The sequence below is a fragment of the Agrobacterium vitis genome, from assembly GCF_013337045.2.
Classification (GTDB): domain Bacteria; phylum Pseudomonadota; class Alphaproteobacteria; order Rhizobiales; family Rhizobiaceae; genus Allorhizobium; species Allorhizobium vitis_B.
This window is the reverse complement of the sequence record NZ_CP118260.1, coordinates 814131-826853: the sequence shown is the minus strand read 5'-3', so window position 1 is coordinate 826853 and position 12723 is coordinate 814131. Positions and strand designations below refer to the sequence as shown.

Genomic DNA, 12723 nt, shown 5'->3' with positions numbered 1-12723 from the left:
CAAATAAGGACATATTTAGGAATTATTTTCGGTGTAATTGAAGAAAATGCCGACATGAAGCAACAAAAAAGACGATCAGCGACAAAATTTCGCGGCCATGCGAATCTTCATCATTCGCGACACTGACGCGTAATCACCGAATCGTTTGGTTTTCGGCCACTCTATGTACACGCAACTCCTTTGCCTCGAAATACCGCGATCGGTGGGCAAGGGTTCAATCTGCTCAAACCCGCCAGGATAAGAACGCCGCACTGCGATGAGCGCATAACAGACAGCTCCTCATGACAATTGCATGACGACATTCATGAGTTGTATAATGGGAGACTCGGTCTACCGACCGTGATTTTTTCCTGTGCGATGAAACAACTACCAACCCTTGCGGGAATCAGCTATATTACAATAATCAAAAATACGGATTTAAGCATTGGCTATTTTACAGCGTATCGTGTCGGATTTGGAATTGATGTTTCGGCGCCCGCCTAAGCAGCAATTTGCCGCGCTTTGCTATCACGAAACTGAAATGGGTCTTTTGGAAGTTCTATTGATCACCAGCCGCGACACCGGGCGATGGGTCATTCCCAAGGGCTGGCCCATGGGCTCAAAAAAGTCGCATCTGGTGGCCCAGCGTGAGGCTTACGAGGAAGCTGGCGTCAAGGGAAAGATCGCCAAAACCAGTTTCGGTTCTTATCATTATATGAAAGGCATGCCGGACGGGCTGAAAATCCCGTGTGAGGTGAAGGTCTACCTGCTGGAAGTGCGCGAGTTTGTTGACGATTATCCGGAAAAAGGCACCCGCATATTGGAATGGGTAAGCTGCGACGTTGCCGCTAGCCGGGTGCAGGAACCACAATTAAAACGGCTTTTTCATCTTCTTTCCCTGTCACGCCAGCGCAATGCCGCAAAAACGGGCTGATTTGCCGATAAGTGACGTCTTACGGTTATCACAATCGGCTATTATCTTTCTATCGGATACCATAGGCATTTCGCGCTATTGTCGATAGAGAAGAGAGAGTTGCTGGCGAGTGCCTGTTATTGAAGAGGCTGTCAGAGAATCCGAGTTCGACTTTTTCTCTGACACATTTTAAATCAATTCCGATCCAGGCAATTATGCGCTACAGCACCGTGCGGCCAAACTAACCAGAGTGCGCCGCATATCAGTCCTTCCTTCTCACGGGCCTCTCCCAAGGCCCCCTCCCATTGGCGCGACATCGGTTTTTACCCATGTGGCCCACGTCTATGATAGAACCAGCACGCCAAGCATGAGTAAGCCTCCAAAATACGCCCGACCAATGCTGGACAAGGATCTTGACCGGCTGACCCTGCTCGAACGTGCCGCCCAGCATGTGGCACGTGGTGCGGCTCCCTATGGCATGGCGCTGATCTTCCTGATCTTTGCCGCGGTTTTCGCGCTCGGTTTTGCAGCAGACCGGACGGGCTCCGCCATCATCATCGCCGCAGCCGCACTTGCCGGCTACATGGCGCTGAATATCGGTGCCAATGACGTGACCAACAATGTCGGGGCGGCGGTGGGCGCCCGGGCCATGACGATGACCGGCGCGCTGGTGATGGCGGCATTTTTCGAAATTGCCGGGGCGATGATTGCCGGAAGCGAAGTCACCGATACGATTTCCTCAGGTATCCTGGCGCCATCCCTGGTTGGTAATCCCCAAACCTTTATCTGGATCATGATGGCGGCGCTGTTGGCCGCAGCCCTCTGGATCAATCTCGCCACCTGGGCCAATGCCCCGGTCTCCACAACCCATTCGATTGTCGGCAGCGTCATGGGGGCCGCCGCCTCTGCCATGGGCACCGCCGCCGTCAATTGGCAGACGATTGCCACCATCACGCTCGGATGGATAATTTCGCCGGTGCTGGGCGGATTGATCGCGGCCACCATCCTGTTTCTGATCTACGACCTGATCGTTTACCGCCCCGACAAGATCGCCCAGGCACGCCGGTGGGTGCCGATTCTGATCGGATTAATGGCGGGTTGCTTCAGTTGCTATCTCAGTCTGAAAACCACTGGCATGGGCTTTACGATTATCTCGGATCGAGCCGTTCTGTTCGGCCTGGTGATCGGCACCATTGCCTGGCTTGTGGCCCGGCCTATCGTGCGCCAGCAGGCTGTAGGACTGGAAAACCGTAATCAATCCTTGCGCAAACTGTTTCGGATGCCGTTGATTGGTGCTGCTGCCCTGCTGTCCTTCGCGCATGGCGCCAACGACGTTTCCAACGCCATCGGCCCGCTGGCGGCGATTGTTCATACGGTCATGTCGAATGATCTGAATACGCGCATGACCGCACCGCTTTGGGTCGTCACCATTGGGGCGCTCGGCATTTCCACCGGACTGCTGCTGTTTGGCCCAAGGCTGATCCGCCTTGTCGGCACCAAGATCACCAAACTCAACCCGATGCGAGCCTACTGCGTCTCGCTTTCGTCCGCTATCACTGTCATCACTGCCTCCAAGCTGGGCCTGCCGGTCAGCTCGACCCATATCGCCATCGGCGCGGTGTTTGGCCTCGGCTTTTTCCGGGAATGGTATAACCGCCATTCAAAACGGCGGCTGGATTACATGCTGATGAAGTCGGCGGAATGGCAGCGTAAAGCCCCCAAACCGTCCAATGCCGATGAGGTGATCAGGCGTCGGCTGGTCCGTCGCTCCCACATCCTCACCATCATGGGCGCCTGGTTGGTGACGCTTCCGGTCTCCGCAGGGCTTGCAGCGCTGATTTACCAGGTTATGTTCGCGCTCTTTCGATAATCATGAGACGGTCATAAGGCATGCGGGCAAATTACAAGATGCAGAGACTCTATGTCGAGGCCGGGCTGGAAGCCGCAAACCCAGTGGCGACGACACCGGAGCAGTATAACTATCTGGCCAATGTCCTGCGCCTCACCGAAGGTGCTGAAGTGCTGGTCTTCAATGGCCGCGATGGCGAATGGAAGGCAAGCCTTGCCTTTCCCACCCGCAAACGCATCGCACTGATCCCGCAAAGCCAAACCCGCCCCCAGCCCCGCCCGAGCGATCTGACATTTCTGTTTGCGCCGCTGAAAGTCGGACGGATGGACTATCTCGTCCAGAAGGCGGTGGAGATGGGCGCCGGTGCGCTCCAGCCGGTGATGACCCAGCATGTTCAGGGCAGAATCGGCAGCATCGAACGGTTGCAGGCCAATGTGATAGAGGCAGCCGAACAATGCGGCATCCTTTCCGTTCCAAAGGTTGCACCGCTGGTCAAGCTCAAGGACCTGCTGGAAAGCTGGCCTGCCAGCCACCGGATCATTTTCTGTGATGAGGACAGCGCCACCGACAATCCCATGCCGGCACTGGCCGCAATCAAGGAACGGCAACTGGCATTGCTGGTCGGCCCGGAAGGTGGCTTTTCCGATGAGGAACGCAGCCTGTTGCGCAGTCTGGGCTTTGTCACCGCCATTCCGCTGGGGCCGCGCATTCTGCGCGCCGACACCGCCGCCGTGGCTGCCCTGGCCGTGGTTCAGGCCAGCATTGGCGATTGGAAATGAACTTGAAACAACCCGGCATATCTCGTTCAATATTGTTGAACGTTCAAATCGCAAAATTCGCTTGCGCAGCCGCCGGGTTCAGCCCTATCAACCCTCGGTAACGCATCGAAGCGAGAAGTGGAAACCGGTTTTCGGTCCGATGCGAAAATAAAAACCTGTAGCAGAACAAGGTCGGCTTCATGGCTCGCGATACAACCGATGATACGCCCCTGACTTCGCGTGAGGAGATGGCGGCCTATATGGCAGAGGGGTGCAAGCCGAAAGAAACATTTCGTATCGGCACGGAGCATGAAAAATTCGGTTTTTTCACCGCCGATCTCTCGCCCGTTCCCTATTTCGGCGAAGCCAGCATTTCGGCGCTGCTGAAGGGCATGCAGGCCCGGCTTGGCTGGGAACCGATCATCGATGGCGGAAACATCATTGGCCTGGCTGGTGGCAGTGGCCAGGGCGCGATTTCCATCGAGCCGGGCGGGCAGTTCGAACTGTCAGGCGCGGCCCTGGAGACGCTGCATGAAACGGCGGGCGAAACCCTCCAGCATCTCGAAATCCTGCGGGAAGTCGCCGAGCCGATGGGTATCCGCTTTCTGGGCATGGGCGGCAGCCCGCTCTGGTCGCTGGAACAGACACCGCGCATGCCGAAATCCCGCTACGACATCATGACCCGCTATATGCCGAAGGTTGGCTCGAAGGGGTTGGACATGATGTATCGAAGCTCGACGATCCAGGTCAATCTCGACTTTTCATCTGAAGCCGACATGCGCACCAAGATGCGGGTTTCCACAAAGCTGCAATCCATCGCCATGGCGCTGTTTGCCGCCTCGCCCTTTACCGAAGGCAAGCCGAATGGCCTGCTCTCCTGGCGCGGCGACATCTGGCGCGATACCGATAATCGCCGCTCCGGCCTGCTGCCCTTCGTGTTCAAACCGGATTTCGGTTTTATCGATTATGTCGAATGGGCGCTGGACGTGCCCATGTATTTCGTCATGCGGGATGGCCGCTATCACGACTGTACCCACATCACCTTCCGCCAGTTCATGGCAGGCGGTTTGAAGGACGAAATCGCCGCCTGGCAGCCGACGATGGGAGACTGGACCAATCATCTGGGAACGCTGTTTCCCGATGTGCGCCTGAAACGGTTCCTGGAAATGCGGCTGGCCGATGGCGGCCCGCAAAGCCATATCACGGCGCTTTCGGCTTTCTGGGTCGGGCTGCTCTATGACGACACCGCGCTTGCGGCGGCCGATGATCTCACCTCGGGCTGGGACATGGCAACGGTGACCGCGCTTCGCGATACTGCACCCGCCCTCGGCTTCGATGCCATTGTAGAGGGTCGCTCTGTTCTCGATGTTAGCCGCGATTTGCTGGCCTTGTCGAGGGCAGGTCTTGTGGCACGCGCCCGGCTGAATGCGGAGGGTCAAGACGAATCGATCTATCTGCAACCGCTGGACAGTATCGTGGAGCGAGGCCGTTCGCTGGCGCAGGACATGCTGGATCTCTTTCATGGCCCGTGGGACGGCAAGGTGGAGCCTGTGTTTTCCGCCTATCAATACTGAGGTCGGCACCCCAACCCCAAACCATTGTGCTTGCTTAAAAAAACGATTTGCAGCCGGATATTTCCCGCTATAGTGGCTCTCGTGTGGTTTTCTCCTTGAAACGGCTGATGGGAATTGGCAGGCGTCATGTCATGAATCATGCTGGAACACAGGAGCATAAGACGCGAGGCGATCGAGCATATTGCGTTTTGGAGCCACCGGCTCACCATGCGGAGTATCGCCAACGCATGAATACCGTATAAAAAGGCTATGTGCCGGGGAGCGAATGCAAATGTTGCCACTGTTCGATATGCTACTAAGAGCACAGAATGGCGCCGCCATGGATGCCATGGCCAAGCAGTTCGGGCTTGCTCAGGAACAGGTGGCGCAGGCGCTCGCCGCATTGACGCCAGCCTTTTCCTCCGGGTTCAAGCGCACCGCTGCCAATCCTTATGATCTGTCCAGCCTGTTTACCGCTTTATCATCAGGCAATTATGCCCAGTATTTCGAAGATATGGGCAAGGCCTTTACACCCCAGGGCATTGCCGACGGCAATCAGGTTCTGCAACAATTGTTCGGCTCCAAGGAGGTGTCGCGCGCTGTCGCCGCCCAGGCGGCCCAGATCACCGGCATCGGCCAGGACATTCTGAAACGCATGCTGCCAGCTATGGCCGATACGATCATGGGCGGATTGTTCAAGCAGAGCCTTGGACAGATGCAGCAGGCCAGCAATCCCTTTACCAATAACCCGATGGCGGGCCCAATGGCTGGGATGATCCAGGAATGGCTTCAGGCAACGGGATTTTCACCGAAGGCCCCACCGACATCGCCCGGTCCCTTCGACAATCCCTTTATTGCCGCCTGGCAGCAAATGATGGGCATAAGCGCGGCCAAGGCAGCACCCAAGACCGAAACGAATCCTTTCCTGGACAATCCCTTCACCAAGGCCTGGCAGGACATGGTCAGCGGCTCAATGGGGCAAGCCCCCAAAGCCGAGGCACCAAAGCCGACCCCGGAAGCCGAAGCCAGAAAATCAATGATGGATATCGTCAACACCATGTTCGACAGTGGTCTGAACGTGCAGAAAAGCTATCAGAAAAGTGTGGAACAGATTTTTGAGACCTATGTGACGGCGCCCGGCAAGGATGCTCGCGCAGAGACAGACGAAAGCGCCACTCACTCCAAGCACTGACGGCAGGCCAAACACTGGTCGGCTGGCAAAAAGACCCGGCAACAGTAACCTGTTGCCGGGCAAAAGCAGGGCCGATTGGCTTTTCGCCCTGCGGGGATGGCGGGTGGAAATGGGATCTTTCAGCCGAGAGAAAGCGTGCTCACCTGTTTGCGGGTCCTGGCGCGAGCGACACCTGCCAGCTTTGCCGACGGATCTCCCAGTGGCCCGGACTTCGACAATTCGGCCTCCAACTCAGCTCGGGTCAAACCGACATCATGCAGAAGGTAATCGTCGAGATCCGCGAGCTTAAGAGCCGCACGGCGGTTATTGAGCGTGCGCAGCACAGAATTCACTGTCCAGACAATGGCGCGAAGGGCTGCGATGAGCGCGCCCTCTGCGTGAGGAAAAGCCGCTACGGTGATCTGTCTGGTCGTGCGCATGACAATAGTCCTTTCAAATTCGGCACGAGAAAGGGCGGCCGCGCTTGGAAAGCCAAGCCGGAGGGACGCCGTGAAGGGGTTGGAGGACACCGCGACAACTGAACATCAATTGGTCACTCGTGGCGTCGATTGACATTTTGCAGTTTAGAGCATTGTGCCGACAATCGGAATCAGCACAGTGTTCTAAGCTTTTGTTTGCGCATCGGAGTCTTCCGAAAGCCGGTTCTTAACTTTCAGTCCGATGCTCTAGATTTGCCGAATTTCTATTGATCAGTCCAGTGAATGTTTCTAATGGTAATCATCAATCCAACTGATGGAATGTCCGCCATGTCCGCACCCCTTGATACAGACCAGTTGCAAACCTTCATCGCCATCGTCGATACGGGCAGTTTCACCAAGGCGGCAGGGCGGGTCTTCAAGACCCAATCAGCCGTTTCCATGCAGATGCGCCGTCTGGAAGAGCGGATCGGCAAGCAATTGTTCATCAAGGATGGGCGTGGCAACCGGCTGACTGCGGAAGGCGAGAAATTGCTAAACTATGCCCGGCGGATCGTCCGGCTGAACAGCGAGGCGATTGCCGCTTTCGACGACAACCGGTTGGAAGGCACGCTGCGGATCGGCACACCGGATGATTATGCCGACCGCTACATGCCTGAAATTATTGGCCGTTTTGCCAAGACCCATCCCAATGTCGAGCTTTATATCGTCTGCGAACCCTCCACTGATCTGGCCGAGAAAATGGCCCGGGGTGAGCTGGATATCGCGCTTGTGACCCACAACCCGGCGGCCAGACAATCCGATGTGATGCGCACCGAGCCGCTTTGCTGGGTGGCTTCGGCCAACCACCCCCTGCGCGACGATGCGCCTGTGCCGCTTGCGGTTGGGCGGCGTGATTGCAACTGGCGGCAATTGGCCTGTTCGGCACTCGATGCCGACGGGCGCGACTATCAGATCCTGTTCACCAGTTGGTCATCGACCGTGGTCGCCGCCGCAGTGCTGGCTGGCTTGGCCGTTTCTGTTCTCCCTGAGTCGGCGCTGCGAACCGGTATGAAAGTACTGGGCCAGGTGGATGGCTTTCCGCCACTGCCGCCCGTGCAGATCGGCATCATGAAACGTCCCGGCATGTCACCCTCGCTGATGAACGCCATTACCGACCATATCGCCGCCTGTCTCGACAACATCAATCCGACAGCTATTGAAGACGACATGGAAGGGGAACCGAAAACCTATTCCCGTTACTATCCGCGCCTGCGGGCGGGACATATGATTCCCGGCTGGTAAGCCAGTCTGGATCGTCCGGCTCTCTTATAAGAGCGGCCTTAAAAATGGCCGTTCCTATTGCCTCAGACCCTGTCGCAATTAGTTTTGCGAGGGTTGAAACAGCATGGTGCATGCGGCTTTTTTCCACTCGTCCAACATCGCCCAGGCTCGCTCATGCTTTTCGGCTATGGCGCGGAAAACTGCGCCGCTCAGGACCGCAACCAACAGGAAACGATTGTGTTTGCCCTGCCCATCCCCACCACCGGCAAATGGCCCCAGCCATTTCATCGCCAACGCGCCAATGTCTTCCTGAGCCTTGTATTGTAACGCGCCGAGATCGGGATCGGTCGACATTGCGATCCAGAACTCCCGACACAGCGGATTGTCACGATGCAGGCGCGCACCACGCTCGATCAGGTCCACCAGACGAGCCTGCGCATCCGCTTCGTCGCGCACATCCATTAACCGCATGGTAATATCTTCGGCCAGGCTGGTCAGGCGCATATCCATGATGGCTTTAAGCACAGCCGCTTTCTGTGGAAAGAATTGGTAGACGGAGCCCACAGGTACGCCGGCATTGGCGGCAATATCCGTCATACGCAATTGGGAAACCCCATGCTTGATAATAAGAAACTCAGCCGAATTCAGAATGTTTTCGACACGCTGGATACTGCGCCTCTGCTTTGGCTGCTTGCGTGGATTGATTCGTGAGCTTTCATTCGGCACTTTCATCGCCGTCACCATTCCGTCCTGTCCCAGGATAATTTCCACATCATGTGGACCACAGGTAAGGGCTCTATTGGAAGGGTGTTCAGTTTTGATTAATGCAAAGTGGTAAATCCATATAAAATAGGGGGTCAAAAACCGTATCAAAACGGCCTCTGACGCCCCTTTTCGAAACAGATACGTGTAGGGTTGTTCAGCGGAGATGCTGGGTCGTATCTGCTTCGATGCCTGAAACTACTTTGAGGTACGATGAATACCTGCTTCATCGTCCGAATGTGTCAGTTTGAAATACGCTGGTTCACGCCCGATTATCTATCCCGGTACCTGAATTCCGATTACGCTCTTTGTTCTTCAAAATTGATTTTAAAAAATGTTTCGTCTTAATGAATGCAGTGTTCCATTGACGGCCGATAATTTCCAATCGTATTTATTTCTAAATTCGATTTGGAAATCTTATCATGCTGACCATTCGTCAAATGCGCTACTTCGATGCGCTTGCCACTACACTGCATTTCGGTCGGGCCGCCGATCTCGTCCATGTCAGCCAACCCGCGCTTTCGGCGCAGATCATGGAGATGGAAAAACATCTGGGTGTGATGCTGATCGAGCGAACCCGCGCCAGCACGATCTTGACCACCAAAGGGCTGGAAATCCTGGCCCATGTGCGCGAGGTCCTGACGGGAATAGATCGGCTGGAACAGGCTGCGCGCAACAATGGCGGCATGTTGGAAGGTCTGGTGCGGATCGGCATCATTCCCACCGTCGCCCCCTATATGGTGCCACGCATGGTGCCTTATCTGCGGCAAAATCATCCTTTGATTGAGATCGAGCTCAAGGAAGCAGTTACCGACCGGCTGCTGTCGGACTTGAATGACGGCAAACTGGATGCGGTCGTCGCGGCGCTGCCGGTGTATGCGGACGCTCTGGTCTGCCGCAGCCTGCTGGTCGATCGGTTTTTCATGGCCGTCGCCCGTAATGACGACGCCGTGCTTCTCTCACCCCTGGTGGAAGCGGACGTGGATACCGACCGGTTGCTGCTGCTGGAGGAAGGCCATTGCCTGCGTGACCAGGCGCTGGCCGTCTGCAAAACCGCCAGCCGGCGCAGTATGGTCAATTTCGGCGCAACTTCCATGGCGACACTGCTCCAGATGGTGTCCCACGACATGGGCATGACGCTGATTCCCGAAATGGCGATCGAGACCGAAACCAGCCGCAACAAAATCCGCATCATTCCTTTTACCGATCCGCCGCCCTACCGCGAAATCGGCCTGATCTGGCGGCGATCCAGCGCCCGCCAAGCCGATATGGAAGCGCTGGCCGACGGCCTTGCCGCCAGCGCGCGGGAAAAATCGACACCGCCAGAACAGAGGCAGGATGTTTAAAAAGGGGGATGACTAACGTCATCCACAATCCATGCTTTTGCTATTCCCTTCCTGTCATGAACGTGTTACCAGCCCTCGCCAACCTCCAAGCATTACATGCAAAGGAATCCAGAGGAAAATCGCTTTTCTGGAGGACTCTGCCTATTCATATGAAGGATATTGGCATGGCACGGATCGTAATTTCGGCAACCGGCGCAGAAGCGCTTACCTTTGACGATGTCCTCCTGCAGCCCGGACATTCGGAAGTCATGCCGGGCCAGACGAATATCTCCACCCGAATCGCCAAGGATATCGATCTTTCGCTCCCCATCCTGTCTTCCGCCATGGATACGGTCACCGAGAGCCGTCTGGCAATTGCCATGGCCCAGGCTGGCGGCCTTGGCGTTATCCACCGCAATTTGACACCGACCGAACAGGCCGAAGAGGTTCGCCAGGTCAAGAAATTCGAAAGCGGCATGGTGATCAATCCGGTGACCATCCATCCGGATGCGACGCTCGCCGAAGCACTCGGCCTGATGAAGGCCCACGGTATTTCCGGTATTCCGGTTGTTGAAAACGGTGGCCGTCCTGGTCGCCTGGTTGGCATTCTCACCAATCGCGATGTGCGCTTTGCCTCGGATCATTCCCAGAAGATCCATGAATTGATGACCCGCGACAACCTGATCACCGTCAAGGATGGCGTCGAGCAGCAGGAAGCCAAGCGTCTTCTGCATAGCCACCGGATCGAAAAGCTGCTGGTGGTGGACAATGAAGGCCGCTGCGTCGGCCTGATCACCGTCAAGGATATCGAAAAGTCGCAGCTCAACCCGCATGCCGCCAAGGATTTTCAGGGTCGTCTACGGGTCGCCGCCGCCATTTCCACCGGCGATGACGGACGCGAGCGGGCCGAGCGGTTGATCGAGGCCGGTGTCGACGTCATCGTCGTCGATACCGCCCACGGCCATTCGCAGCGGGTGCTGGATGCCGTGACCGCCGTGAAGAAAATGTCGAACTCGGTTCGGATCATTGCCGGCAATGTCGCGACCGGCGATGGCACCCGCGCTCTGATCGATGCAGGTGCCGATGGCGTCAAGGTCGGCATCGGCCCCGGCTCGATCTGCACGACCCGTATCGTCGCAGGCGTCGGCGTACCGCAGCTGGCGGCCATCATGGCAGCCGTCGAAGCAGCCCATAAGCTGGATATTCCTGTGATTGCCGATGGCGGCGTGAAATTCTCCGGCGATCTGGCCAAGGCGATTGCCGCCGGTGCCTCCGCCGTCATGGTCGGCTCGCTGCTGGCTGGCACGGATGAAAGCCCTGGCGAAGTGTTTCTCTACCAGGGCCGCTCCTTCAAGGCCTATCGCGGCATGGGCTCGGTCGGCGCCATGGCGCGCGGCTCTGCGGACCGCTATTTCCAGGCGGAAGTGCGCGATACACTGAAGCTGGTGCCGGAAGGCATCGAGGGCCAGGTGCCTTATAAGGGTCCGGTCTCTGCCGTGCTGCACCAGCTGGCAGGCGGCCTCAAGGCCGCCATGGGCTATGTCGGCGGCAAGGACATCAAGGATTTCCAGGACAAAGCGACCTTTGTGCGGATTTCCGGTGCTGGCCTGCGCGAAAGCCATCCGCACGGCGTCACCATTACCCGCGAAAGCCCGAATTATCCTGGCGCTGCATAAAAACGGCCCAGTCACGAATAAGTGTTGATGAAAACCCGGATTGGCCTCCAATGAACATTGGATGCCGGTTCGGGTTTTCTATGTTTTAGACTGGACAATCTTGTGGAGGACACCGATGGAAAAGCCAACCGTTACCCCAGCGATCACCCAGGCGATGATCAACGCCTATGATGAATATACCCATCTCAGCCTCGACCGCCGGGGTTTCATGGAAAAACTCACCAGATTGGCCGGTTCCGGGGCAGCAGCCGCAGCCATCATGCCAATGCTGGCTGCCAACCAGGCCAATGCCGCGCTGACGCCGGAAAACGATGAGCGGTTGACTGCGTCAATGGTCACCTATCCCGGCGCGAGCGGCGAGATGAAGGGCTATCTCGTCACCCCAAAAGACGCCAAGACCGCCCTGCCCGGCGTAATCGTCATCCACGAAAACCGTGGCCTCAATCCGCATATTCAGGATGTAACCCGTCGGCTGGCGCTGGAAGGCTTCGTTACGCTGGCACCGGATTTTCTGTCACCACAGGGCGGCACGCCGGAGGACGAGGACAAGGCCCGCGACATGTTCACCACGCTCGATCTGGGCACAACGGTGAACAATGCCGAGGCCAGCCGCGCCTATCTTGCGGCCGTGAAGGGCGTCAACGGCAAGGTCGGCGCCATCGGCTTTTGCTGGGGCGGCGGCATGGTCAATCGGTTGGCTATCGCCTCACCACAGCTTGGGGCGGGTGTCGCCTATTACGGAGCCCAGCCGCCCGCCGAACAGGTGCCAGCAATCAACGCACCCTTGATGCTGCATTACGCTGGCCTTGACGAGCGCATCAATGCCGGGATCGATGCCTATCGCAAGGCGCTTGAGGCCAATGGTAAACAGGCCGAGATCTTCGTCTATGACGGCGTCAACCATGCCTTCAACAATGACACGTCGGCGGCCCGCTATAACAAGGAGGCCGCAGACCTTGCCTGGTCACGGACGGTAGCTTTTCTCAAAAAGAACCTGGCATAGGAATACCTACCACAACAAAGCGGGGCGGATTGAT

At 56.9% G+C, this 12723-nt stretch carries 11 protein-coding genes; 9 read left to right on the top strand and 2 right to left on the bottom strand.

Annotated elements, in window-relative coordinates:
- Positions 1–520: 520 nt before the first annotated feature.
- The 5 genes from G6L01_RS21495 to G6L01_RS21475 all read left to right on the top strand — a co-directional run bounded on the left by G6L01_RS21495 (position 521) and on the right by G6L01_RS21475 (position 6244).
- Positions 521–913, top strand: coding sequence for an NUDIX hydrolase (locus tag G6L01_RS21495; protein ID WP_234624840.1), 393 nt, complete (start codon positions 521–523; stop codon positions 911–913).
- A 346-nt stretch (positions 914–1259) separates the two neighbouring features.
- Positions 1260–2762, top strand: coding sequence for an inorganic phosphate transporter (locus tag G6L01_RS21490; protein WP_071205768.1), 1503 nt, complete (start codon positions 1260–1262; stop codon positions 2760–2762).
- A gap of 20 nt (positions 2763–2782) precedes the next feature.
- The gene (locus G6L01_RS21485) at positions 2783–3520 is read left to right on the top strand and encodes a 16S rRNA (uracil(1498)-N(3))-methyltransferase (RefSeq protein WP_070165626.1); all 738 of its coding nucleotides are present in this window, start codon (positions 2783–2785) and stop codon (positions 3518–3520) included.
- Between the two features lie 179 nt (positions 3521–3699).
- Positions 3700–5073: a glutamate--cysteine ligase gene (locus tag G6L01_RS21480; RefSeq protein WP_071207128.1), complete on the top strand. Its 1374-nt coding sequence runs from the start codon at positions 3700–3702 to the stop codon at positions 5071–5073.
- 271 nt (positions 5074–5344) lie between these two features.
- Positions 5345–6244 carry a DUF937 domain-containing protein gene (locus G6L01_RS21475; protein WP_070165622.1) on the top strand — a complete coding sequence of 300 codons (900 nt, stop codon included), beginning with the start codon at positions 5345–5347 and terminating at the stop codon, positions 6242–6244.
- Between the two features lie 119 nt (positions 6245–6363).
- Here G6L01_RS21475 and G6L01_RS21470 read toward each other — a convergent pair whose 3' ends face one another.
- Complete coding sequence (locus tag G6L01_RS21470; RefSeq protein WP_070165619.1) at positions 6364–6663, bottom strand: DUF1127 domain-containing protein; 300 nt, start codon at positions 6661–6663, stop codon at positions 6364–6366.
- Positions 6664–6990: 327 nt separating this feature from the next.
- Here G6L01_RS21470 and G6L01_RS21465 point away from each other — a divergent pair, with 327 nt between their 5' ends.
- Positions 6991–7944 carry a LysR substrate-binding domain-containing protein gene (locus G6L01_RS21465; RefSeq protein ID WP_070165757.1) on the top strand — a complete coding sequence of 318 codons (954 nt, stop codon included), beginning with the start codon at positions 6991–6993 and terminating at the stop codon, positions 7942–7944.
- 78 nt (positions 7945–8022) lie between these two features.
- On the opposite strand, the gene G6L01_RS21460 is transcribed toward G6L01_RS21465, so the two are convergent.
- Positions 8023–8784: a TetR family transcriptional regulator gene (locus G6L01_RS21460; protein ID WP_139190120.1), complete on the bottom strand. Its 762-nt coding sequence runs from the start codon at positions 8782–8784 to the stop codon at positions 8023–8025.
- A gap of 323 nt (positions 8785–9107) precedes the next feature.
- On the opposite strand from G6L01_RS21460, the gene G6L01_RS21455 reads away from it, so the two are divergent.
- The 3 genes from G6L01_RS21455 (at position 9108) to G6L01_RS21445 (ending at position 12689) form a co-directional block, all read left to right on the top strand.
- Positions 9108–10031 (top strand): hydrogen peroxide-inducible genes activator, encoded by a 924-nt coding sequence (locus G6L01_RS21455; RefSeq protein WP_070165615.1) that lies wholly within the window; start codon positions 9108–9110, stop codon positions 10029–10031.
- Between the two features lie 164 nt (positions 10032–10195).
- Positions 10196–11686 (top strand): IMP dehydrogenase, encoded by a 1491-nt coding sequence (gene guaB, locus G6L01_RS21450; protein WP_070165755.1) that lies wholly within the window; start codon positions 10196–10198, stop codon positions 11684–11686.
- A 115-nt stretch (positions 11687–11801) separates the two neighbouring features.
- A complete protein-coding gene (locus tag G6L01_RS21445; RefSeq protein WP_070165613.1) occupies positions 11802–12689 on the top strand; it encodes a dienelactone hydrolase family protein in 888 nt (295 codons plus the stop codon).
- The last annotated feature ends 34 nt before the right edge of the window (positions 12690–12723 follow it).

Coding starts and splice junctions, on each gene's coding strand:
- G6L01_RS21495 (WP_234624840.1), top strand. CDS start 521: ATGGGTCTTTTGGAAGTTCTATTGATCACCAGCCGCGACACCGGGCGA.
- G6L01_RS21490 (WP_071205768.1), top strand. CDS start 1,260: ATGAGTAAGCCTCCAAAATACGCCCGACCAATGCTGGACAAGGATCTT.
- G6L01_RS21485 (WP_070165626.1), top strand. CDS start 2,783: ATGCGGGCAAATTACAAGATGCAGAGACTCTATGTCGAGGCCGGGCTG.
- G6L01_RS21480 (WP_071207128.1), top strand. CDS start 3,700: ATGGCTCGCGATACAACCGATGATACGCCCCTGACTTCGCGTGAGGAG.
- G6L01_RS21475 (WP_070165622.1), top strand. CDS start 5,345: ATGTTGCCACTGTTCGATATGCTACTAAGAGCACAGAATGGCGCCGCC.
- G6L01_RS21470 (WP_070165619.1), bottom strand. CDS start 6,663: ATGCGCACGACCAGACAGATCACCGTAGCGGCTTTTCCTCACGCAGAG.
- G6L01_RS21465 (WP_070165757.1), top strand. CDS start 6,991: ATGTCCGCACCCCTTGATACAGACCAGTTGCAAACCTTCATCGCCATC.
- G6L01_RS21455 (WP_070165615.1), top strand. CDS start 9,108: ATGCTGACCATTCGTCAAATGCGCTACTTCGATGCGCTTGCCACTACA.
- guaB (WP_070165755.1), top strand. CDS start 10,196: ATGGCACGGATCGTAATTTCGGCAACCGGCGCAGAAGCGCTTACCTTT.
- G6L01_RS21445 (WP_070165613.1), top strand. CDS start 11,802: ATGGAAAAGCCAACCGTTACCCCAGCGATCACCCAGGCGATGATCAAC.